Source organism: Enterobacter cloacae complex sp. P38RS (assembly GCF_014930775.1).
Classification (GTDB): domain Bacteria; phylum Pseudomonadota; class Gammaproteobacteria; order Enterobacterales; family Enterobacteriaceae; genus Enterobacter; species Enterobacter bugandensis.
Window position 1 is genome coordinate 136,946 of record NZ_JADBRS010000005.1, and the last position, 23,012, is coordinate 159,957.

Sequence of the window (23,012 nt, forward strand, 5' to 3'; positions counted from 1 at the left end):
CCTCACCCTGACCCTCTCCCAAAGGGAGAGGGAACAAACATCAAAAACTTTATTGCACAGGCGTTGCAACCACGCCGCCCGTCATCGTCTGCTCTACCTGCTGCTTATCCATATTCACCGCGTTCAGCTTCCCATTTACCGTTGGCTTCAGCGGCGCACCGGCCTGCACGCTGCCGCTGGCGGTCACCTGAATATTGCCGTCGCCCGTAATCGGTAACGCAGGCCAGCCCCACTGCTGCAGCACGTTGAGCGGTACGCCGCGCCCGTTCAGGCTTACCGTGGTCTGCCGCTGCGGGAGCTGTGAAACCGTCGCCGTGGCTTCCAGAATACCTTTCTCGGTAAAGGCGCTCAGGTCGCTAATGTTCACCGTGGCGGCGTTGGCATTCAGCGCCAGCGACGGACGGCGCACGTCGACGCGGTTAAAGGTCGCCGCCGCGCCGTTTAATGTTGCGCTGCCGCCCCAGACGCCCCACTGGCGATCTTTCGCCAGCTGCAGGTTTGCTCCGTAGCCGTCCAGGGAGGTGATCTGCCACGGGAAGGCGGGATCGATGTCGATCACCAGGTTGCGGCTCAGGCCGAATTTTTGCAGCGTGACGCTGTTCAGCCATTCCGGCAGCGGCTCCATCCACAGCGTTTTCCAGTTTTCAGGAAGGGTGTACTCCAGCCCGGCGATGGCAACATCGTCCAGAACCAGCGCTTTACCGTCGCGCAGCCAGTTGCCGGACGTGCGCACCATACCGCCTTCCCAGCGGGAGGTGAACTGACGCAGCGCTATGCCCTGCGGGGAAAACTCCGCATTCAGGATCGGGTCAAACAGATGCAGCGAGCCGAAGATAAACTCGCTGGCGTTCATGGACAGGCGACCTTCCTGGCTCTGCCAGTCGCCTTTGCTGAGAGTCAGGTTGCGCAGGCTTAAGTCGAGATCGGTCACCGCCCAGTCCGGGCCTTGCAGGCGGGCATCGGTGACCTCCAGACGGCCAATTTGCAGGGAGGGGATGGTAGCCAGCGGCGCGAAGAACGCCTTCAGCGTTTTGTCGCTCTGCAGGCGGATCTCGTTCAGGCGCATGGTGTCGATTATCCAGCTTCCGTCAGCGTTACGCAGGGCGGAGCCGGTGAGCGAGCCACGGGCCATATCGGCACCAATGGTGTTCAGCACCACCTCCTTGCCGTTCAACTGGCCGTCGATTAGCACGTTGGTGGCCGGTACGCCGTTCAGGGTCAGCGAGCCGGCGCTCATCTGAATCTTCGCGTTTTTACCCAGCACGTTCCCGGCTTCTGGCTGCCATGGGCTGACGCCGCCCGTGACCTTCTGTGCGCTCAGATCCCATTCAGTATTCGGGCTGTTAAAGGCCATGTTGTTCAGCTGCAGACGATCGGCCTGGAAGGGCAGCGGCGCTGTTTGAGGCGAGAGATTCAGCGTGCCGTCGAACAGGGTGATAGTGCCCATGTGCAGCGGAGCAGTGATCTGACGGCTGCTCAGGCCAATATCGACTTTTTTGGCAACTAATGTGGCGGGTTTACCGTCCCGCCCAAAGGTGACATTTTCCAGAATGAGGTGGGAAGGCGATGAAAAGCGGTGATTCATCTTGTCGAAACTGAGTTCGTAGTCGGTATTCACCGTAATCCAGCTGCTGACCTGCGCCGCGCCCCAACGGGTCTGCAGCAAAATATAGAACGCCAGCAGCACAATAAGCAGGGCTACCAGAAGATAGACGAGTAGCTTTCCAATAAATTTCATGGTCTTCCATCCCGCGAAACGAACATAAGGGAGTTATGCACGATTTATGCGCAATGCTCAAGGCGGGAATGGTGTAATTAGATGTCACGGCAGGCATTGACTGCCTGCCGTGAGGGAGATCAGTTCTTCTCAGGCGGGAAAACGAGGTTCAGCACGATAGCGGTGATACCGCCCGCGGCAATGCCGGAAGAGAGCAGGTTTTTAACCCAGTCCGGCGCAAACTGCAGGATCAGCGGCTGCTGGGAAACACCCAGACCAACGGCCAGCGACAGCGCGATAATCATGATTGCGCGGCGGTTCAGCGGCTCGCGGGAGACGATACGCACGCCTGAGGCCGCGATAGTCCCAAACATCACCAGCGTTGCGCCGCCCAGCACCGGCTCAGGAATGTGCTGCACAAAGCCGCTCACCGCCGGGAAGAGGCCGAGGACGATCAGCATCAGCGCCACCACGAAACCAACATAGCGGCTGGCCACGCCGGTCAGCTGGATCACACCGTTGTTCTGGCCGAAGCAGGAGTTCGGGAAGGTGTTGAATACCGCAGAGACAAACGAGTTCAGGCCGTTCGCCAGTACGCCGCCTTTCAGACGCTTCATGTACAGCGGGCCGGACACCGGCTGCTCGGAGACATCGGAGGTAGCGGTGATATCACCGATGGTCTCCAGAGAAGTAATCATAAAGACCAGCATCAGCGGCAGGAGCAGACCCCAGTCTATGCCCAGGCCGTAATAAAGCGGCGTTGGGACGGTGATCAGCGCGCTGTTGGTCGGCGCGGTGTTCTCCGGCAGCATCCCCAGCGCCCACGCCAGCAGATAGCCCGCCGCCATGGCGATCACCAGCGAGGCCACGCGCAGGTAAGGGTTACGCTGACGGTTAAGCAAAATAATGATCGCCAGCACCACGCCCGCCAGCAGCAGGTTTTTCGGCGCGCCGAAGGTGTGGTCGCTCATTGCCGCGTAGCCGCCACCGATGGAGGTGAGGCCCACCTGAATCAGCGACAGGCCGATAATCATCACCACCACGCCGGAAACCAGCGGGGTGATCACACGGCGAGCCAGGTGCAGCACGCGGGAGATGACCATCTCCGTGCAGCTTGCCAGCATCAGCGTGCCGAACAGCGCCGCCATCATGGTCGGAACATCCGCACCGCCGGTTTTCAGCGCCGTACCGCCCATGATCAGCGGCGCCACGAAGTTAAAGCTGGTGCCCTGAATCGACAGTAGCCCAGACCCCACCGGGCCCCAGGCTTTAATTTGAATAATGGAGGCCACACCGGAGGCGAACAGAGACATACTGATAATGTGCTGCGTGTCCTGCGCCGGTAAACCGAGCGCCTGGCAAATCAGCAGCGCCGGGGTGATCACCGCAACAAACATCGCCAGAAGATGCTGGCAGGCGGCAAAAAGCGTCTGCGGCAGCGGCGGTCGGTCTTCAAGGCGGTAAATCAGTTCGCTATTTTGCTTCTGCGCAATCGGTTGCGCATCTGGCGATTCTATGGTGTTAACGGACATCGGCGGCAATCCCACGGTGGAAAAGCGGGCATTTTATCTGACCACCTGGTAAAAGCAAACGATTGCCAGCAAAAAAAAGGAAGAAAATCTGCCGCTGTGAGCAGGTTTTTTACAACCTATCGGAAAAAAAAATTACACTTTTTGCGCCGGGGGCTCATGACGAGCGCAAACCGGCCCAGGATAACGCCGCGTGTGTATGGAATACGCGCATAACAGGAGCCTTTTATGATTCATCTCGATACGTTGTCGACCCTTGTTGCCGCAACGCTGGTTCTTCTGCTTGGTCGCAAGCTGGTCCACAGCGTTTCCTTTCTGAAAAAATACACTATTCCTGAACCTGTCGCCGGCGGTCTGCTGGTGGCGCTGGCCTTGCTGATACTGAAAAAAAGCATGGGCTGGGAAATTGATTTTGATATGTCCCTGAAAGACCCGCTGATGCTGGCTTTCTTTGCCACCATCGGCCTGAACGCCAACCTGGCAAGCCTGCGCTCGGGCGGTAAGGTGCTCGGCGTGTTTCTGATTGTGGTGGTGGGGCTGCTGCTGATGCAGAACGCCATTGGCATCGGTATGGCAACGCTGCTGGGGCTGGATCCGCTGATGGGGCTGCTGGCGGGGTCGATTACCCTTTCGGGCGGTCACGGCACCGGCGCGGCGTGGAGCAAGCTGTTCATCGAACGCTACGGTTTTGAAAACGCGACGGAAGTGGCGATGGCCTGCGCGACCTTTGGCCTGGTGCTGGGTGGCCTGATTGGCGGCCCGGTAGCGCGTTATCTGGTGAAGCACTCCACCACGCCGAACGGCAGGCCAGACGATGAAATGGTGCCGACCGCGTTCGAAAAGCCGGACGTTGGACGCAGCATCACCTCGCTGGTGATGATTGAAACCATCGCGATGATTGCCATCTGCCTGACCGTGGGCAAAGTGGTTGCGCAATGGCTGGCGGGAACGGCGTTTGAACTGCCGACCTTTGTCTGCGTGCTGTTTATCGGGGTGATCCTGAGCAACGGTCTGGCGCTGATGGGCTTCTACCGCGTGTTTGAACGGGCGGTATCGGTGCTCGGCAACGTCTGCCTGTCGCTGTTCCTGGCGATGGCGCTGATGAGCCTGAAGCTGTGGGAGCTGGCCTCGCTGGCGCTGCCGATGGTGGCGATTCTGGCGGTGCAGGCGCTGTTTATGGCGCTTTATGCCATGTTCGTGACCTGGCGCATGATGGGGAAAAACTATGATGCGGCGGTGCTGGCGGCCGGTCACTGCGGGTTTGGTCTGGGGGCTACCCCCACGGCTATCGCCAACATGCAGGCGATCACCGAACGGTTCGGGCCATCGCATATGGCGTTTCTGGTGGTCCCGATGGTCGGCGCATTCTTCATTGATATCGTCAACGCGCTGGTGATCAAGCTGTACCTGATGCTGCCGATATTTGCCTGAGATCAGGCGTTGGAATACCGTTCGGTTTCTGGCATCCAGCGCTCAATTAACGCTGCCGCCTGTTCGGGGTAGCGTTCATGAATATGGCGCGCAAGGCGCTGAACTTCCGGGATCATGGCCTGATCGCGCAGTAAATCCGCCACTTTGAATTCAGCATTTCCCGTCTGGCGCGTGCCCAGTAGTTCGCCCGGGCCGCGTATCTCCAGGTCTTTTTGCGCAATCACAAAACCGTCGTTGCTGTCGCGCAGCACCTGCAGTCGCATCTGGGCGGTTTTTGAAAGCGGTGCTTTGTAAAGCAGCACGCAGTGAGACGCTACCGCGCCGCGGCCAACGCGCCCGCGCAGCTGGTGGAGCTGGGCAAGCCCCAGACGCTCCGGGTTTTCGATGATCATCAAACTGGAGTTGGGTACGTCAACGCCCACTTCGATGACCGTCGTCGCGACCAGCAAATGCAGTTCCCCCTGTTTGAAAGATTGCATCACCGCCTGCTTCTCGGCAGGCTTCATGCGGCCGTGAACCAGGCCAACGTTCAGCTCGGGCAGTGCCAGCTTGAGCTCTTCCCACGTCGCTTCGGCGGCCTGGGCTTCCAGCAGTTCAGACTCTTCAATCAGGGTACAGACCCAGTAGGCCTGGCGCCCTTCATGGGTGCAGGCGTTGCGCACGCGGTCAATGATGTCGCTGCGGCGCGTATCCGGTATGGCGACCGTCGTCACCGGCGTTCGGCCCGGCGGCAGTTCGTCGATGGTAGAGGTATCCAGATCGGCGTAGGCGGTCATCGCCAGGGTACGCGGGATCGGCGTGGCGGTCATGATCAGCTGATGCGGGTGGAAGCCCTGCTGCAGCCCTTTTTCCCACAGCGCCAGACGCTGATGCACGCCGAAGCGGTGCTGTTCATCGATAATCACCAGCGCGAGGCCGTTAAACTGCACCTGCTCCTGAAAGATAGCGTGTGTGCCGACAATCATCTGCACCTGGCCGCTGGCAATGGCATCCTGCTGCGCAAGACGCGCTTTGCCTTTTTGCTTTCCGGCGAGCCAGCCCACCTCAATCCCGAGCGGTGCGAACCAGGCGCGGAAATTGTTAGCGTGTTGTTCAGCCAGCAGTTCGGTTGGTGCCATCAGCGCGACCTGTTTGCCGTGGGCGATGGCGCGCAAGGCGGCCAGGGCGGCAACCAGCGTTTTACCTGAACCTACGTCACCCTGCACCAGGCGCATCATCGGCACGTCGAGCGCCATATCGCGCTCAATCTCGGCGGTGACGCGCGCCTGCGCGCCGGTGGGCTTAAAGGGCAGCGAGGCCAGCAGCTTATTTTTGAGCACATCATTCGGGCTTAACGGCTGAGCGTGGAATCGCTGCGCGCCGGCGCGCAGCGCCAGCATGCTCAGGTTATGCGCCAGTAATTCCTCAAGGATAAGACGCCGTTGGGCGGGGTGTTTACCGCTTTCTAAATCGCTGAGCTGCAGCGTTGGCGGCGGGCGGTGCAGGGTGCGCAGCGCCTCGGGCAGGCTCATCATCCCCTGAGCCAGTTCTGGCGGCAGCAGCTCGGTAATGGCGCAGGTATCCAGCAGTTCCAGCGCCTGATCGGTGAGCTTACGCAGCGTCGCCTGCTTGATGCCTTCGGTCGTCGGGTAAACCGGGGTGAGTGTCTCCTGCAGTTCCGGCGTGCTGAGATCGCCCTGCACGCGGTACTCCGGGTGGATCATCTCTGCGCCGTATTTCCCGCGTTTGGCTTCGCCATAGGCCAGCACTCTGCGGCCTGTCGCCAGGCTGTTTTTCATTGCAGCGCTGAAGTTGAAGAAACGCATGGTGAGGATGCCGGTGCCGTCGCTGATCTGACAGGTCATCATCCGGCGTCCGCCGAAAGTGATATTGCAGTTCAGGACTTCGCCTTCAACGGTGGCGTAAATGGCGGGAAGCAGATCGCCAATCTTGTAGAGCTGAGTGCGGTCTTCGTAACGCAGGGGGAGGTGAAGCAGGAGATCCTGCACGGTGTGCAGGCCAATTTTTGCCAGCTTATTGCTTTGCGCCGCGCCCACGCCCGTCAGGCTGTTGAGCGGGATAGCATCCAGCAGGCGGCCTTTCATCGGTTACCCGGCGTACTGCATAGTGGCCCACCACTCGGCATCGGCTTCAATTTCGCCCTGCGCGTTGACGTGGGGGTAAGGCAATTTTTTCTGCTTCGCAACGCGTGCCAGCACCGGATAGCCACCTTCAAACAGCAGGCGCTGCTGTTCTTCTTCCGGCAGCATGCTGTTGCTGCGCTCGTACATCCCGGCGTTCTGACGCTGGCGCTGCGCTTCATACAGAATGAGCGCGGACGCCACGGAGACGTTAAGGGACTGGACCATGCCGATCATCGGAATGATGATGTCCCGATCCGCCAGATCCAGCGCTTCCTGGGAGATCCCGGTTTTCTCCTGACCCATCAAAATGCAGGTCGGGCGGGTATAGTCGATCTCGCGGAAATCCACGGCCTTATCGGACAGGTTTGTCGCCAGGATCTGCATCCCGCGTCCTTTCAGATGCGATACGGCATCGCCAATTGTCTGGTGAGATTTGACGGATACCCAGCTGTTACTGCCTGCCGCAGCAGAGACCATGGTTCGCATCCGGTGACCCGGCCAGACGGCGTGCACTTCATGCACGCCGACGGCATCTGCGGTACGGACGATGGCAGAGACGTTATGAGGTTTATGCACCTGCTCCATGCAGACCGTCAGGTCAGGCTGGCGTCTGGCAAGCATTTCGCAGATACGGGCATAACGTTGTGAATTCATAAACCTAGTTTCGGTTTCGGGTGACTTTAATCACGTCCGGCATGACGCGAATCTTGCGCATAATGTTCGCCAGATGCACGCGGTCGCGAGCGGTCAGACGAATAAAGGCGCTATAGACGCGGCCGTCTTTTTCTTCCGTATTCAGGCTCTGAATGTTGGACGAGGCCGTGTTGATGGCTGCCGTCAGGTTCGCCAGGGCACCCTGGTGGTTGAACATATCCACCTTAATTTCGGTGATAAATTCCTGCGCCGTCTCTTTATCCCACTCGACCGCCATAAACTTCTCGGCTTCTTTCTGGTAGCCGCGAATGTTACGACAGGATTCATGGTGGATAACCAGCCCTTTGCCCGGACTGACGTGCGCAATAATCGGGTCGCCAGGGATTGGACGGCAACATTTTGCGAAGGTGATCAGCACCCCGTCCGCGCCTTTGATCGGCAGATGAGCATGGCCGGATGCGCCTGGAGCAGATGGCGTCGCTTCGCCCTGCTGCAGGTTTTTCGCTACCACGACGCTCATCGCGTTACCCAGACCAATTTCCGCCAGCAGATCGTCCAGAGACGTGAGCTTCATACGGTCGAGTTCACGCTGAATATGCTCCGGTGGGATCTCAGCCAGCTTGCGGCTGCCGCCCAACGCGTGGTTGAGCAGGCGACGCCCCAGGCTGACGGAGTCATCGCGCTTGAGGTTTTTCAACAGCTGACGAATTTTGGCGCGCGCTTTGGAACTCACGACAAAGTTCAGCCAGGCCGCGTTCGGACGTGCACCCGGCGCGGTAATAATTTCTACCGTCTGTCCGCTGGAGAGCGGCTGAGACAGCGGGTAAGGCTGTCTGTCGACGCGCGCGCCCACGCAGGCGTGCCCGATATCGGTATGCACGGCGTAGGCGAAGTCGACCGGCGTTGCGCCCGCAGGCAGTTCGACAATGCGGCCTTCTGGGGTGAAAACGTAAATCTCATCCGGGAAGAGATCGGATTTAACGCTCTCGATAAATTCGAACGAGCTACCCGCACTCTGCTGAAGCTCCAGCAGGCTCTGCATCCAGCGCTGGGCGCGGATTTGCGCGGTGGTGCTGCTTTCGCCACCGTGCTCTTTGTAAGCCCAGTGCGCGGCTACACCCATCTCTGCCATCTGGTCCATGTCTTCGGTGCGGATCTGCACTTCAACAGGCACGCCGTGCGGACCGATCATCGAGGTATGCAAAGATTGATAGCCGTTCGCTTTCGGAATAGCGATGTAATCTTTCATGCGCCCCGGGCGCGGTTTATAGAGGCTGTGCATCTGCCCCAGCACGCGGTAGCAGGTGTCAGAGTCGTGGACGATTACGCGGAACGCGTAGATATCCATGATCGAGTGAAAACGCTGCTCTTTGAGCACCATTTTGCAGTAGATGGAGTAAAGATGTTTTTCGCGACCGCTGACGCGGCACGGGATTCCCGCTTCCTGCAAACGCCCTTCGATTTCAGAGAGGATCTTTTGAATCATCTCTTTACGGTTACCGCGTGCGGCTTTCACCACCTCTTTAATCACGCGATAGCGGTTCGGGTACAACGCTTCAAAGCCCAGCTCTTCCAGCTCGGTTTTGATGTGGTGGATACCTAAACGGTGCGCCAGCGGACTGTAAATTTCGAGGGTTTCACGGGCAATGCGGCGACGTTTATCCGGGCGAAGTGAGCCCAGCGTGCGCATGTTGTGGGTACGGTCAGCGAGTTTGATGAGAATGACGCGGATATCCTGCACCATCGCCATAATCATCTTGCGGAAGTTTTCGGCTTGCGCCTCTTTCTTGTCGCGGAATTTCAGCTTATCAAGCTTAGAGACCCCTTCCACCAGCTCGGCAACGCTTTTGCCAAACAGCTGTTCCATATCCTGGTAGGTGGCAGGGGTATCTTCGATCACGTCGTGCAGCAGGGCGGCCATCAGCGTTTCGTAGTCGAGTTTCATCTCGGCCAGAATACAGGCTACCGCAACCGGGTGCGTGATGTAGGGTTCACCGCTTGAACGTGTCTGGCCCTCGTGAGCGTCACGTGCAACGAGATACGCCTGCTGAAGACGCTTAATCTGGTCTTCAGGCAGGTAGATTTGAATCAGTTGATTCAGGCTTTCAAACAGATACAAGGGCGACCCGCAGGTTTAATTAACGACGACCTTCAGCAATGGCGGTTACGGCCTGCAGTTCTGCGGCTTCCTGCTCTTGCTGCTCCTGGCGCTCACGCACGTCGAGGATCTGGTTGTTGATCAGACCTTCTTCGATTTCGCGAAGTGCAATAACGGTGGTTTTATCGTTTTCTTCCGGTACCAGCGGATCTTTACCGCCTACCTGCATCTGACGAGCGCGACGCGCGGCGACCAGCACCAGGTCAAAACGGTTACCAATTTTCTCTACAGCGTCCTGAACAGTTACGCGTGCCATACTTAAAATGCTCCACAGGTGAAGAAATGACTGGGCATGATACTGAAAGTGGGTTCAGTCTGCCAACAGTTTGGTGATTAATGCGTCATGTCGCTGCTTCTGGCGGCTCATACGCAGTCGTTCTGCGCGAAGAATGGTTTTGAGATCGCTCAGCGCGGCATCAAAATCATCATTCACAATAAGGTAATCATATTCCGCGTAATGGCTCATTTCTGCAACTGCCTGTTCCATACGCTTTGCGATGACTTCTTCACTGTCCTGACCGCGGCCACGCAGGCGGCGATCCAGCTCATCCTTCGACGGCGGTAAAATAAAGATACTGCGCGAATCAGGCATTTTTTTGCGAATTTGCTGTGCGCCCTGCCAGTCGATGTCGAGGAACACATTTACACCCGTCGCCAGAACCTGCTCAATGGTTTCACGCGAGGTGCCGTAGTAGTTACCAAACACTTCTGCGTGTTCAAGAAACGCATCTCTGCCGATCATCGCTCTGAACTCGTCGTGATCCACAAAGAAATAGTGTTCACCGTGCACTTCACCCGGACGCGGCGCTCGCGTGGTGTGAGAAACAGAAACCTGTGTGTCGTACAACGGTTGGGTTTTTAACAGTGCCTGAATAAGGCTGGATTTACCCGCGCCGCTAGGGGCAGAAACAATATAAAGCGTGCCTTGAGCCATGAGAGTCTTTTGTATGTGTTAACGAAGAAGTCCTACATACGGGCTTATTATACACGTCGCCGCTGTGTGACGTAGCCTTTGTCACACTTTTTCCCCTGGATTATTGAATTTTGCGTACCGTTTTCAGGTTTTACCTGCGGTTTGCCGCAATAAAAATTAATGCTGGATAGCGCCTCGCAACGTGAAAGGTTGCTATTAGCGTCGTTTCTCACGTCAGGTTATACCTCCTGCATTGCAAAGGAGGGATAGCGATGTGGCGGTGGATAAGCGGGTTAATGCTGTTGTGGTGTGGTTACGGGGCGGCGGTATGCCCGGTGTGGTCACAGGCAAAAGCCGAAAAAGAGATTGCGTCATTAAGTGCACAAATCAAACGCTGGGATGAGGCTTACTGGAAGCTGGGGGTGAGCGAGGTCAGTGACGAAGTGTATGACCAGCTCAACGGCCGTTTAACCCAGTGGCAGCGCTGTTTCGGCAACGATTTTGCTGAGAGCGCCCTTCCTGCGCTGGAGGGAAACGTAAAACATCCTGTTGCCCATACGGGGGTACGTAAAGCAGCCAGCAAAAAAGCGCTGGGTCACTGGATGCACGGCCGGAAAAATCTCTGGATGCAGCCAAAAGTCGATGGCGTGGCGGTGACGCTGGTGTATCGCAACGGAAAGCTAGCGCGGGCCATCAGCCGTGGTAATGGGTTAAAAGGCGAGGACTGGACCGCCCGCGTGCGTTTGATCCCGTCCGTACCCAAGGAGGTATCCGGCGCGCTTGCAAACAGCGTCTTACAGGGGGAGCTTTTCTGGCTACGCGAAAACCACGTCCAGCAGCAGATGGGCGGAATGAATGCTCGCGCAAAAGTGGCGGGTGCGATGATGCGACAAAAGGACAACGCGCTTCTGAGCCAGACAGGAATATTTATCTGGGCCTGGCCGGATGGACCGAAGGGAATGGAAAACAGGCTTTCTGAGCTGTCCAGCGCAGGCTTTTCCCTGACGGCGCGCTATACGTTGCCCGTACAAGCGGTTGATGCTGTTGAAAAACAGCGTTTGGCCTGGCAAAACACGGCATTGCCCTTTGCCACGGATGGCATAGTGGTTCGGTCTGCGGAGCCACCTTCAGGGGAGAGTTGGCTGCCCGGCGAAGGCAACTGGATTATCGCGTGGAAATATTCGCCTGCGGCACAGGTCGCAGAGGTCAGGAATATTCTTTTTTCCGTGGGGCGCACGGGCAAAATTTCTGTCGTGGCGGCACTTGAGCCTGCGCAGTTGGACGATAAACGGGTGCAGCGAGTGAGTCTCGGTTCGGTTGGTCGCTGGCAGAGGCTGGATATTGCCCCGGGCGATCAGATCCAGGTCAGCCTGGCAGGGCAGGGTATCCCTCGGTTTGATAAGGTGGTCTGGCGAGGGGCGGACAGACAAAAACCTGAGCCTCCGGCCTCGCGTTATCACTCCCTGAGTTGCTTTTATGCCTCGCCGGAGTGTATGGAACAGTTCTTTGCCCGACTGACGTGGCTCAGTTCAAAGCAGGTATTCAACATTGAAGGATTAGGTGAGTCAGGCTGGCGCACACTCTGGCAGGCGCATCATTTTGAACATCTCTTTTCGTGGCTGCTATTAACGCAGGAGCAGCTGCAGTCGACGCCGGGATTCTCTGCCGCACGCGGGCTGGCGCTCTGGCATCGCTTTAATCAGGTGCATGAGCAGCCTTTTATCCGCTGGATTATGGCGCTGGGTGTTCCGCTGCCACAGGCCTCGCTGAAGGCGTTGGAAGAAGTGTCGTGGCAGAAGATGAGCGAACGCAGTGAAAAGGCCTGGCAGGCCTTGCCGGGTACGGGAGCGGAGAAGGCGCGGCAAATCGTTGCCTGGCTGCACGCGCCAGAGATCGATGTGTTGATCAGATGGCTTGCTCAGCAGCACATCAATGGGTTCTGAGATCAGTGGGCGCTGTGCTTATAGTGAAACACGGGCAATCCGAGTTTCAGACGCAGCGCCAGCATGCGGGCCGTAAAGCCAAACAGCAGCGTGGAGATGACCACCACGTCGTGGTTTGAAACGTAATGCTGCAGGGCAATGTAGAGCACCGCTGCGGCGAAGGAGATGCCGGCATACAGCTCTTTTTGGAAGACCAGAGGAATGCGTTTGCAGAACATATCGCGCAGCACGCCGCCGAATACGCCCGTGACCACGGCAGCAATGGTGGCGATAACCGGACCTTCCCCCATATCGAGCGCGATTTGCGCGCCGATGATAGAAAAGACGATCAGCCCCAGCGCGTCAAGCACCAGGAACAGGCGGCGAAGGTGCGGCATAACGGGTGCCACGATGGTGGTTAATACGGCAGCCGTTGCGACGATAATCACATACTCAGGATGTTTCACCCAGCCGAGCGGGTAATGGCCAAGCAGGATATCGCGCACGGAACCGCCGCCCAGCGCGGTTGCAGTGGCAATAATGATCACACCGAAGGTGTCCATCCGGCGACGCCCGGCGGCGAGAGCGCCAGTCATGGCTTCGGCGGTGATACCAATAAGATAAAGAATGTGAAGCAGCATATACCCTCCGGTGTGAACGCGGAAAGGTTAGCGATTTGTGCGCAAGATCACGATTGAGATTTTCTAAGGCGATTGGGTTTCACCTATAAAATTTAATCAATACATGTTGAATATCTTTGATTCTCGGCTGCTGAATTTGAAAAGAGACGGGAATTCGGATTAGAAATAATAATGGATGGCGTCAGCCGACGCCATCCAAAAAGCGATTACTCAATATTCTGGATCTGCTCGCGCATCTGCTCAATCAGAACCTTGAGTTCAATCGCTGAGTTGGTCACCTCAGCGTTGATAGACTTAGACGCCAAAGTGTTCGACTCGCGGTTGAACTCCTGCATCATAAAGTCCAGGCGGCGGCCTACAGCTTCCTTCTTCTTCAGGATGTTGTAGGTCTCTTTAACGTGCGCTTCCAGACGGTCCAGCTCTTCAGCAACATCGATACGCTGCGCCATCAGCACCAGCTCTTGTTCCAGACGGGTGTTTTCCAGCTGAACTTCCGCTTCTTCCAGCTTGGCGACCAGACGCTCGCGCTGCCACTGCAGCACTTCCGGCATGTGGGTGCGGACTTTGGCTACTTCAGCGCTGACGCCTTCAAGGCGCTGCTCAATCATCGCTTTCAGCGCCTGACCTTCGGTTTCGCGGGCAACGATAAAGTCATCCAGCGTGCCGTCGAGGGCTGCCAGAATTTCTGCGGCAATCGCGTCCAGATCCTGCTCGCCGGCGGCCATGACGCCAGGCCAGCGCAGAATATCAACCGGGTTGATTTCGCCTTCATCGCTCTGCATTTTGACCCAGTTCGCCGCATTCACGAGCTGTTTCGCCAGTTTTTCGTTGAGGATCAGCTCGCCCTGTGCGCTGGCATCTGGCTCAAAGCGCAGGTTGCATTCCACTTTCCCGCGGGTCAGACGCGCACGGATACGCTCGCGCACTACAGGTTCAAGGCTGCGGAACTGTTCCGGCATACGGAAATATGTTTCCAGATAGCGCTGGTTTACCGAACGCATTTCCCAGGTAGCGCTACCCCAGCTACCCTTGATTTCACGCCGGGCGTAGGCGGTCATACTGCGGATCATAGACATTCCCGTTTTTAAAGGAGAGATGGGGGGATTATAGCTTTCGGGGGCTTCTCAGGATAGGAATAAGCGTCCTTTATCCGTATAATGCGCAGCCACATTCGTTTCAAGCCGGAGAATCCATCATGCGTCCATCAGGTCGTAGCGCCAATCAGGTGCGTCCCGTCACCCTGACCCGTAACTATACAAAACACGCTGAAGGCTCCGTGCTGGTTGAGTTTGGTGACACCAAAGTGCTTTGCACCGCGTCCATCGAAGAAGGCGTTCCGCGCTTTCTGAAAGGTCAGGGCCAGGGCTGGATCACCGCCGAGTACGGCATGCTGCCGCGCGCGACCCATACCCGTAACGCCCGTGAAGCGGCAAAGGGTAAGCAGGGTGGACGTACCATGGAAATCCAGCGCCTGATCGCACGTGCGCTGCGCGCCGCCGTTGATCTGAAAATCCTCGGTGAATTCACTATTACCCTGGACTGCGACGTGATTCAGGCAGATGGCGGCACGCGTACCGCGTCCATTACCGGTGCCTGTGTGGCGCTGGCCGATGCCCTGAACAAGCTGGTTGCAGCCGGTAAGCTGAAAACCAACCCTATGAAAGGGATGGTCGCGGCGGTTTCCGTGGGGATCGTTAACGGTGAAGCGCTTTGCGATCTGGAATATGTTGAAGATTCTGCCGCCGAGACCGACATGAACGTGGTGATGACCGAAGATGGTCGCATCATTGAGGTGCAGGGGACGGCGGAAGGTGAGCCGTTCACCCATGAAGAACTTCTCTCCCTGCTGGCGTTGGCCCGAGGGGGAATCGAATCCATTGTAACGACGCAAAAAGCGGCGTTAGAAAATTGATTTTAAAGGCGACCAATGAGTCGCCTTTTTTTTGCCTGTAAGACAGAAAAAACCAAAGGAGCGAATCCATGAAATCGTATCAGCGCCAGTTTATTGAGTTTGCGATTAATAAACAGGTACTTAAGTTTGGCGAATTTACGCTGAAATCCGGGCGTAAGAGCCCGTATTTCTTCAACGCCGGGCTGTTTAATACCGGGCGCGATCTGGCACTGTTAGGCCGCTTCTATGCCGAAGCGCTGGTGGATTCCGGGATTGATTTCGACCTGCTGTTTGGCCCGGCGTACAAGGGCATTCCGATTGCAACCACCACGGCGGTGGCGCTGGCGGAGCACCATGACCGTGATGTGCCGTACTGCTTTAACCGCAAAGAGGCCAAAACCCACGGTGAAGGCGGTAATCTTGTGGGCAGCGCGCTGCAGGGCCGCGTGATGCTGGTCGACGACGTGATTACCGCAGGCACCGCGATCCGTGAATCTATGGAGATTATCCAGGCCAACGGTGCGACGCTGGCTGGCGTGCTGATTTCTCTTGATCGTCAGGAGCGCGGTCGCGGCGATATCTCTGCTATCCAGGAAGTAGAGCGTGATTACAGCTGCAAAGTGACCTCTATCATCACCCTGAAAGACCTGATTGCGTATCTGGAAGAGAAGCCAGAGATGGCGGATCACCTGGCGGCGGTGCGGGCGTATCGCGAAGAGTTTGGTGTGTAATTGAATTGCCCGGCGGCGCTACGCTTACCGGGCCTGCGGTGCTACTGCAGCTGTGCTGCCACTAACGGCCAGCGGGCGTCAAAATCGTCCGTTGGTCGGTATTTGAATTCGCTGCGCACAAAGCGGGAGAGCATGCCTTCACAAAACGCCAGAATCTGGCTTGCCAGCAATGTCTCATCCGTATTGTATCCTTCGCCTTCACGCATTTTCTTCTCGCGCAGCACCTGGCGCAGCTGTGCTTCAATACGCTCAAAAAGCTGATTGATGCGGCCCTGCAGCCTGTCCTGCTCAAACATCAGCGCGTGGCCGGTCAGGATACGGGTTAAACCCGGATTGCGCTCCCCAAAGCCCAGAATTAACAGCACAATCAGACGAAGACGCGCGGTGGTATCTTTTTCATCTTTCAGAATCAGGTTAATGCGCGTGATCAGACTGTCTTCAATAAACTCGATCAGGCTGTCGAACATTTTTGTTTTGCTGGGGAAATGACGATACAGCGCCGCCTCAGACACGCCCACAGAGGCGGCCAGTTTGGCGGTGGTGATGCGTTGACTGCCATCGCTGGATTCAAGCATCAGAGCCAGAGATTGAAGTATTTCTTCGCGACGATTCCTTTTCGCGGTTTGTTTTTCTGCCATGTTACAAAATACCCCTGAAAATAAGCACTTGCCAGGCTGGCATCCACACAGCGACCGCAAACTGACGTTTGCGGTTTGTTATTGCGTTATGGCGCTGCGAGATACGTGTGTCGGGCGGTTATTTGCGCCCGGAATGGCCGAAGCCGCCTTCGCCACGGTCGGTGGCATCAAAATCTGCCACCAGGTTAAATTCTGCCTGTACCACCGGTACAAAAACCATCTGCGCGATACGCTCGCCCGGTTCAATGGTGAAGCTGTCCTGACCACGATTCCAGACGGACACCATCAGCTGACCCTGGTAGTCGGAGTCGATCAGGCCGACCAGGTTACCCAGCACTACGCCGTGCTTATGGCCCAGACCCGAGCGCGGCAGGATCACTGCCGCCAGAGACGGGTCTGCAATGTGGATCGCCAGGCCAGTCGGGATCAGGGTAGTGGCACCGGGAGCCAGTTCTACGGCGTCATCGAGACAGGCGCGCAGGTCAAGTCCGGCAGAGCCGGAGGTGGCATAGGTTGGCAGCGGGAATTGCTCGCCAACACGCGGGTCCAGAATCTTAACGTCGATTTTTTTCATCATAACGGGTAACGATCTCGTCCAGTAATTGTTGGCCCAGGAGTTCCTTGCGCTCAAGCGGTAAGATTTTATCTCCATCCTGCCAGAAAAGGTGCAGTGCGTTGCTGTCGCTATTAAATCCTTGCGTGGCCAGCGATACGTCGTTCGCGCAAATTAAATCGAGGTTTTTGCGGGTACGTTTTTGCCGGGCATATTCTTCCACATTATTCGTTTCTGCGGCAAATCCAACAACGTAAGGACGATGGCTTTTTAATGCGGCGACACCGGCAACAATGTCCGGGTTTTTCACCATTTTCAGTGTTAATTCATCGCCTTGCTTTTTGATTTTAGACTCGGCGATGGTCTCGGCGCGATAGTCTGCCACGGCCGCACAGCCGATAAAAATCTGCTGGCGTTGCGCATGAGCCTGCACGGCGGCTTCCATCTCCAGCGCGGTGGTAACATTAATACGCTGTACAAAAGGTGGCGTAGGTAACGAGACCGGGCCGCTGACCAGCGTGACGTTAGCACCGCGTTTTGCCGCTGCGGCAGCAATCGCAAAGCCCATTTTGCCGGAGCTGTGGTTGGTGATGTAACGCACCGGGTCCAGCGGTTCGCGCGTCGGGCCCGCGGTAATCATGATGTTGAGATGTTGCAGGTCGTTGACAGGTGAAAAATGTGCGGCGGCCATATCCACAATCGTCAACGGGTCGAGCATACGCCCCGGGCCAACGTCGCCGCAGGCCTGGCTACCGCTGTCCGGGCCCCAGACAAGCAGGCCGCGCGAAGCCAGCGTCTCCAGATTATGCTGGGTGGCGGCATTGCGGTACATCTGCTGGTTCATGGCGGGCACAACGGCGACGGGGGCTGGCGTCGCGAGGCAAATGGTCGAAACCAGATCGTTCGCCATACCGGCCGCCACGCGGGCAATTAAATCTGCCGTGGCAGGGGCAAGAATCACCAGATCGGCCCATTTCCCAAGCTCAATATGCCCCATCGCGGCTTCGGCGGCCGGATCGAGCAGGCTGTCAGATACCGGGTATCCTGAAACCGCCTGCAGGCTCAGAGGGGTGATAAAGGCTTTACCGCCTTCGGTTATCGCGACCCGCACGTCCGCCCCGCGCTCACGCAGACGACGCACCAGCTCCGGCGCTTTATAAGCAGCAATGCCGCCGCTCACGCCAAGAACGATTTTTTTACCGGCCAGGCTCATCATGATTCTTTCCTGTTGGGTTTCACCAGAGAGCGGGCATTTTACCACAATCCCAAATAGGGGGTGATGAAGTCCTTTATGCACTTTGCGAGGCGCTACGCAAGAACGAAACCTCAGCGTCGAGCCCCGGATTTGCCTGTGGCAGCATAATGGCAAACAGAAGGAGGCCGGGCATGGAAGAGACTGAACTGCTGCTACCGCGCGAAAAAATGCTGCGTCATGGCGTCGCGTTATTAAAAGACGAGGAGCTGCTGGCGCTCTTTTTACGTACAGGTACGAAGGGAAAAACGGTATTTACGCTGGCGAAAAATCTGATAGACCATTTTGGTTCACTACATGGTTTGCTGACAGCCGAACTGGAGGCATTTACGCACGTAGAAGGCATTGGCGTCGCGAAGTATGCCCAGTTACGGGGTATTGCTGAACTTGCCCGGCGATTTTATAACGTACAGATGGAGGAGCAAGATCCGATCCTTACCCCTGACATGACCCGCGAATTTTTGCAAAGCCAGCTGTCCGGTCTGGAGCGGGAGATCTTTATGGTGATCTTTCTCGACAACAGGAACCGGGTACTGAAGCACAGCCGCCTGTTTTCGGGTACACTGAGCCACGTTGAGGTACATCCGCGTGAAATTGTGCGTGAAGCGATAAAAGTGAATGCAGCGGGGGTGATCCTCGCGCATAATCACCCCTCTGGCTGTGCAGAACCGAGCAGAGCTGACAAAGAAATCACCGAACGCATTATCAAATGCTGTCAATTCATGGACATTCGTGTTCTGGACCATCTGATAATTGGCCGCGGAGAGTACATTTCTTTTGCAGAACATGGCTGGATTTAGGCTATTTCTCGCGATCCATCGGGATCTTTGTCTGTTCGGGACTTGAGCACACCGCCGAGTCAGCGTATACTACGCCACCTTTGAGAATCTCGGGTTTGGCATTTGGGCCTGGCAATCGAGAGTTCACTTAGAACTACGCGATGACCGGGCTGTAAAGCCTGACGAGGCGCCGATACCCCATACGAAGCTCGAGCTAATTTGATTTTTGGAGAATAGACATGTCCCGAGTCTGCCAAGTTACTGGCAAGCGTCCGGTGACCGGTAATAACCGTTCCCACGCACTGAACGCGACTAAACGCCGTTTCCTGCCGAACCTGCACTCTCACCGTTTCTGGGTTGAGAGCGAGAAGCGTTTTGTCACCCTGCGTGTATCTGCTAAAGGTATGCGTGTAATCGATAAGAAAGGCATCGATACAGTTCTGTCTGAACTGCGTGCCCGTGGCGAAAAGTACTAAGTACTTAAAGAGGAAATAAATCATGGCTAAAGGTATTCGCGAGAAAATCAAGCTGGTTTCTTCTGCTGGTACAGGTCACTTCTACACCACCACGAAGAACAAACGTACTAAGCCGGAAAAACTGGAACTGAAAAAATTCGATCCAGTTGTACGCCAGCACGTACTGTACAAAGAAGCTAAAATCAAATAATTTTAGCCTCCTTGTATTGAAAAACCCCGCAACTGCGGGGTTTTTTGCATTCTGCATCTCAACGGAGGAACCATGCCTGAATTACCTGAGGTAGAGACCAGCCGTCGCGGCATTGAGCCCCATCTGGTCGGCGCGACTATTCTTCATGCCGTCGTTCGCAATGGACGACTGCGCTGGCCGGTGTCCGATGAGATCCACGCGTTAAGCGACAAACCCGTCCTTAGCGTGCAGCGCCGCGCGAAATACCTGCTGCTGGAGCTGCCTGACGGCTGGATCATTATCCATCTTGGAATGTCCGGGAGCCTGCGCATCCTGACCGAAGAACTGCCTGCGGAAAAACACGATCACGTTGACCTGGTAATGAGCAACGGCAAAGTGCTCCGCTACACCGATCCGCGGCGCTTTGGCGCGTGGCTGTGGACGAAGGAGCTGGAAGGACACAACGTGCTGGCGCATCTGGGCCCTGAGCCGCTTTCAGACGCGTTTAATGCGGACTACCTGAAAGAGAAGTGCGCGAAGAAAAAGACCCCGATCAAGCCCTGGCTGATGGATAATAAGCTGGTGGTCGGCGTGGGGAATATTTACGCCAGTGAATCGCTGTTCGCGGCCGGGATCCATCCCGATCGGCTGGCCTCGTCGCTGTCCGCGCAGGAGTGTGAGCTGCTGGTTCGGGTCATTAAAGCAGTGCTGCTGCGCTCGATTGAGCAAGGCGGGACCACCCTGAAGGATTTTCTGCAGAGCGACGGTAAACCAGGCTATTTTGCCCAGGAGCTGCAGGTGTATGGCCGTAAGGGCGAGCCATGCAGGGCATGCGGGACGCCGATTATTGCCACGAAGCACGCCCAACGCGCCACGTTCTACTGCCGCCAGTGTCAGAAATAGAACTACTTTAGCTTTTCCATCAGCGCCAGGTGGACGTTATCCGGCAGGAAATGGGTAACGTCCCCGTGATGGCGCGCCACCTCTTTTACCAGCGTGGACGAGATAAACGACCACTCTTTTGACGGCATCAGGAATACGCTTTCCAGCTCCGGCATCAGGTGGCGGTTCATGTGCGCCAGCTGCATCTCATACTCGAAGTCTGCCACCGCGCGCAGGCCACGAATCAGAATATTGGCCTGCTGGGCGCGGGCGAAGTTCGCCATCAGATCGCTGAACCCGACAACTTCAACATTCGGCAGGTGCGAAATGGCGTCGGTGGCAAGTTGCACGCGCTCGTTGAGATCAAACATCGGCTTTTTGCTGGGGCTGGCGGCAATCGCCAGGATCACCTTGTCGAACATGCACGCTGCACGGGTAATGATGTCAAGATGACCGTTAGTGATCGGATCGAAGGTACCCGGATAAATCGCTTTTGTGCTCATGGCTCACGTTTTCTCTGAGTAGCCGCGGCAGAGCGCCCACAGCTCGGTGTATTTGTTGAAAGTATACTGGGCATTCACTACCGCCAGTAACCAGCCCTGCTTACCATCCAGCACGCCGCCGCGCAGCAGCAGCGTTTTCAGAAACGCGCCCAGCGTGTGGGTGAAGATTCCTGTCAGCGAGGCCTTCTTGCCGCGCTGGTGGCGTTCCTGCGCCCATGCGGTGGCATAGTTGAGCTGCTTTTGCTGGAAGCTGGCGAAATCACGGCAGGTCAGATGCAGCAAATCACCCGTCAGGGGGATGACCTGGGCGCCGTCGCAGGCCAGTGACTCATGGACAAGATTGTCGTTGTACTGAAAGCGCCCGCGCTCGTAGAGGCGCATTACGCGATCCGGATACCAGCCGCTGTGGCGCATGAAGCGGCCAAGGAAGTAGTTACGACGCGCGATACTGTATACGGCGCCAGGCTGGGGTGAGGAAAGCACCGCCTGAATGGCCTGCTGGAGTTCCGGGGTGACGCGCTCGTCGGTGTCGATCATCAGCACATAATCGCCCGTGGCGTGACCCTGCGCGCGCTGGCGCTGAATGCCGTAGCCCTGCCAGTCGGTATCGGTAAAGACTTTTGCGCCCGCAGCCCGGGCGATGTCCACCGTGTTGTCCGTGCTTCCGGAGTCGAGGATAACAATTTCGTCAGCCCAGGCGACGGAGGCCAGGCAGTCCGGAAGCAGGTCGGCGGCGTTTTTGGCGATCATGACGACCGACAGACGCGTAGACATTAGTGGCTCCGCTGAGGCAGATAAGGTTGCAGAAGCTGCAGCAGACGGGTGAGTGCGCCCTGGTTCTGGTGCAGCACTTCGACGGCGTGGCGACCGTACCACAGGCGGTAATCTTCATCCGTCAGAAGGGTCGATACTTCTTTGACGACCGAGTCCGCATCGGTCACGGTAATTAAACCATCGGCTTGCTGCAATTTAGCGCAGATATCTTTGAAGTTAAACGTGTGTGGACCCATCAGCACAGGAATGGCGTGGGCTGCTGGCTCCAGCGGGTTATGGCCTCCGCGCTCCACCAGGCTGCCGCCAACAAAAGCGAGGTCAGCAATGCCGTAGAGCAGCATCAGTTCGCCCATCGTATCGCCAATCACCACCTGGGTACTGCCGGAAGGGATCTCTCCGCTGCTGCGCAGGGTGAAGCTGAAGCCGCCTTTCTGCACCATTTCGCGGGCATCTTTAAAACGTTCGGGGTGACGAGGCACCAGAATCAGCAGTAGGTCCGGGAAGGTTTCCAGCAGCTTACGGTGCGCCTGCAGGATGATCGCCTCTTCGCCCTCATGAGTACTGGTCGCTATCCAGACCTGGCGACGCGGAGCCCACTGGCGGCGCAGCGTGATGGCGCGGGCGGCCAGTTCAGGGGTAACGGAAATATCGAATTTCAGGCTGCCGGTCACGGCAAGCTGGTTGCGCTTCAGGCCCAGGGAGATAAAGCGCGCCGCGTCTTCTTCGTTCTGCGCGGCAATCAGCGTGATTTTGCTTAGCAGGCGGCGCATAAATTTGCCCAGCTTGCCGTAGCCTTTCGCCGAGCGCTCTGAAAGGCGCGCGTTGGCAATCACCAGCGGAATTTTACGGGCATGCAGAGCGGAAATCATGTTCGGCCACAGCTCGGTTTCCATCACGATCACCAGCTTCGGGCGAACGGTATTCAGGAAACGATTCATAGCGCAGGGCAGATCGTAAGGGAGGTAGACGTGATGAACGTCTTTGCCAAACGCGGATAACGCGCGCTCTGAGCCGGTTGGCGTCATGGTGGTGACGGTAATCGGCAGAGACGGGTAGCGGTGGCGCAGAGCGCGAACCAGCGGGATCGCCGCCAGCGTTTCACCGACAGAAACGGAATGCAGCAAAATACCGTCCGGGGCGACTTTATTGCGGCAAAAGCCATAGCGTTCAGCCCAGCGTTTACGATACGCAGGCGCTTTACGGCTACGAAGCAACAGTCTCAGCCACACCAGTGGCTGAATGATATAGAGCAGGGCGGTATACAACAATTCCAAGC

The 23,012-nt window shown here is 56.9% G+C and carries 23 protein-coding genes; 8 read left to right on the plus strand and 15 right to left on the minus strand.

Annotation, left to right across the window (positions count from 1 at the left end; translation table 11 throughout):
* Positions 1–49: 49 nt before the first annotated feature.
* Together IM303_RS09420 and xanP are read right to left on the minus strand one after the other, a co-directional pair.
* Positions 50–1,738 carry an AsmA family protein gene (locus IM303_RS09420; protein ID WP_192971828.1) on the minus strand — a complete coding sequence of 563 codons (1,689 nt, stop codon included), beginning with the start codon at positions 1,736–1,738 and terminating at the stop codon, positions 50–52.
* 119 nt (positions 1,739–1,857) lie between these two features.
* The gene (gene xanP / locus IM303_RS09425; RefSeq protein WP_014881972.1) at positions 1,858–3,249 is read right to left on the minus strand and encodes a xanthine/proton symporter XanP; all 1,392 of its coding nucleotides are present in this window, start codon (positions 3,247–3,249) and stop codon (positions 1,858–1,860) included.
* Positions 3,250–3,474: 225 nt separating this feature from the next.
* On the opposite strand from xanP, the gene gltS reads away from it, so the two are divergent.
* Positions 3,475–4,677, plus strand: coding sequence for a sodium/glutamate symporter (gene gltS / locus IM303_RS09430; RefSeq protein ID WP_047366905.1), 1,203 nt, complete (start codon positions 3,475–3,477; stop codon positions 4,675–4,677).
* Positions 4,678–4,679: 2 nt separating this feature from the next.
* Here gltS and recG read toward each other — a convergent pair whose 3' ends face one another.
* Genes recG through gmk form a run of 5 tightly spaced genes read right to left on the minus strand, consistent with a single transcriptional unit; the run spans position 4,680 to position 10,546 of the window.
* Positions 4,680–6,761: an ATP-dependent DNA helicase RecG gene (gene recG, locus IM303_RS09435; RefSeq protein WP_049001227.1), complete on the minus strand. Its 2,082-nt coding sequence runs from the start codon at positions 6,759–6,761 to the stop codon at positions 4,680–4,682.
* A gap of 3 nt (positions 6,762–6,764) precedes the next feature.
* Positions 6,765–7,454: a tRNA (guanosine(18)-2'-O)-methyltransferase TrmH gene (gene trmH, locus IM303_RS09440; protein ID WP_028015010.1), complete on the minus strand. Its 690-nt coding sequence runs from the start codon at positions 7,452–7,454 to the stop codon at positions 6,765–6,767.
* A 4-nt stretch (positions 7,455–7,458) separates the two neighbouring features.
* Positions 7,459–9,573 (minus strand): bifunctional GTP diphosphokinase/guanosine-3',5'-bis pyrophosphate 3'-pyrophosphohydrolase, encoded by a 2,115-nt coding sequence (gene spoT / locus IM303_RS09445; RefSeq protein ID WP_045630233.1) that lies wholly within the window; start codon positions 9,571–9,573, stop codon positions 7,459–7,461.
* 19 nt (positions 9,574–9,592) lie between these two features.
* Positions 9,593–9,868, minus strand: coding sequence for a DNA-directed RNA polymerase subunit omega (gene rpoZ / locus IM303_RS09450; RefSeq protein WP_000135058.1), 276 nt, complete (start codon positions 9,866–9,868; stop codon positions 9,593–9,595).
* Between the two features lie 54 nt (positions 9,869–9,922).
* Positions 9,923–10,546, minus strand: a complete 624-nt coding sequence (gene gmk / locus IM303_RS09455; RefSeq protein ID WP_010426438.1) for a guanylate kinase — start codon at positions 10,544–10,546, stop codon at positions 9,923–9,925.
* 251 nt (positions 10,547–10,797) lie between these two features.
* On the opposite strand from gmk, the gene ligB reads away from it, so the two are divergent.
* A complete protein-coding gene (ligB, locus tag IM303_RS09460; protein WP_049001232.1) occupies positions 10,798–12,468 on the plus strand; it encodes an NAD-dependent DNA ligase LigB in 1,671 nt (556 codons plus the stop codon).
* A gap of 2 nt (positions 12,469–12,470) precedes the next feature.
* Here the strand turns inward: ligB and IM303_RS09465 are convergent, their stop codons facing one another.
* Positions 12,471–13,088 (minus strand): trimeric intracellular cation channel family protein, encoded by a 618-nt coding sequence (locus IM303_RS09465; protein WP_023334014.1) that lies wholly within the window; start codon positions 13,086–13,088, stop codon positions 12,471–12,473.
* A gap of 206 nt (positions 13,089–13,294) precedes the next feature.
* Positions 13,295–14,158, minus strand: coding sequence for a YicC/YloC family endoribonuclease (locus tag IM303_RS09470; protein ID WP_193359849.1), 864 nt, complete (start codon positions 14,156–14,158; stop codon positions 13,295–13,297).
* A gap of 125 nt (positions 14,159–14,283) precedes the next feature.
* On the opposite strand from IM303_RS09470, the gene rph reads away from it, so the two are divergent.
* Positions 14,284–15,000 (plus strand): ribonuclease PH, encoded by a 717-nt coding sequence (gene rph / locus IM303_RS09475; RefSeq protein ID WP_010426431.1) that lies wholly within the window; start codon positions 14,284–14,286, stop codon positions 14,998–15,000.
* Positions 15,001–15,068: 68 nt separating this feature from the next.
* On the plus strand, positions 15,069–15,710 hold the full coding sequence (gene pyrE / locus IM303_RS09480; protein WP_041911672.1) for an orotate phosphoribosyltransferase: 642 nt from the start codon (positions 15,069–15,071) through the stop codon (positions 15,708–15,710).
* A gap of 41 nt (positions 15,711–15,751) precedes the next feature.
* Here the strand turns inward: pyrE and slmA are convergent, their stop codons facing one another.
* The 3 genes from slmA to coaBC form a co-directional block, all read right to left on the minus strand.
* Positions 15,752–16,348 carry a nucleoid occlusion factor SlmA gene (gene slmA, locus IM303_RS09485; RefSeq protein ID WP_028015015.1) on the minus strand — a complete coding sequence of 199 codons (597 nt, stop codon included), beginning with the start codon at positions 16,346–16,348 and terminating at the stop codon, positions 15,752–15,754.
* 118 nt (positions 16,349–16,466) lie between these two features.
* On the minus strand, positions 16,467–16,925 hold the full coding sequence (dut, locus tag IM303_RS09490) for a dUTP diphosphatase (protein ID WP_015570042.1): 459 nt from the start codon (positions 16,923–16,925) through the stop codon (positions 16,467–16,469).
* A complete protein-coding gene (gene coaBC, locus IM303_RS09495) occupies positions 16,903–18,114 on the minus strand; it encodes a bifunctional phosphopantothenoylcysteine decarboxylase/phosphopantothenate--cysteine ligase CoaBC (protein WP_028015016.1) in 1,212 nt (403 codons plus the stop codon). The genes dut and coaBC overlap by 23 nt, the downstream gene beginning before the upstream one ends.
* A 173-nt stretch (positions 18,115–18,287) precedes the next feature.
* Here coaBC and radC point away from each other — a divergent pair, with 173 nt between their 5' ends.
* From radC to mutM, 4 genes are all read left to right on the plus strand, one after another.
* Positions 18,288–18,953, plus strand: coding sequence for a DNA repair protein RadC (gene radC, locus IM303_RS09500; protein WP_028015017.1), 666 nt, complete (start codon positions 18,288–18,290; stop codon positions 18,951–18,953).
* 218 nt (positions 18,954–19,171) lie between these two features.
* Positions 19,172–19,408 carry a 50S ribosomal protein L28 gene (gene rpmB / locus IM303_RS09505; protein WP_002436699.1) on the plus strand — a complete coding sequence of 79 codons (237 nt, stop codon included), beginning with the start codon at positions 19,172–19,174 and terminating at the stop codon, positions 19,406–19,408.
* Between the two features lie 22 nt (positions 19,409–19,430).
* Positions 19,431–19,598 (plus strand): 50S ribosomal protein L33, encoded by a 168-nt coding sequence (gene rpmG, locus IM303_RS09510; protein ID WP_003024094.1) that lies wholly within the window; start codon positions 19,431–19,433, stop codon positions 19,596–19,598.
* A gap of 72 nt (positions 19,599–19,670) precedes the next feature.
* Entirely contained in the window at positions 19,671–20,480 is an 810-nt protein-coding gene (gene mutM, locus IM303_RS09515; protein WP_028015018.1) for a bifunctional DNA-formamidopyrimidine glycosylase/DNA-(apurinic or apyrimidinic site) lyase, read from the plus strand.
* A gap of 2 nt (positions 20,481–20,482) precedes the next feature.
* On the opposite strand, the gene coaD is transcribed toward mutM, so the two are convergent.
* The 3 genes from coaD to waaA are packed head-to-tail and all read right to left on the minus strand — an operon-like array spanning position 20,483 to position 23,010.
* Entirely contained in the window at positions 20,483–20,962 is a 480-nt protein-coding gene (gene coaD / locus IM303_RS09520; protein WP_045260067.1) for a pantetheine-phosphate adenylyltransferase, read from the minus strand.
* Between the two features lie 3 nt (positions 20,963–20,965).
* Positions 20,966–21,736, minus strand: a complete 771-nt coding sequence (locus IM303_RS09525) for a glycosyltransferase family 2 protein (RefSeq protein WP_041911668.1) — start codon at positions 21,734–21,736, stop codon at positions 20,966–20,968.
* Positions 21,736–23,010 carry a lipid IV(A) 3-deoxy-D-manno-octulosonic acid transferase gene (waaA, locus tag IM303_RS09530; protein WP_028015020.1) on the minus strand — a complete coding sequence of 425 codons (1,275 nt, stop codon included), beginning with the start codon at positions 23,008–23,010 and terminating at the stop codon, positions 21,736–21,738. Before waaA ends, IM303_RS09525 begins: the two co-directional genes overlap by 1 nt.
* Between the last annotated feature and the right edge of the window lie 2 nt (positions 23,011–23,012).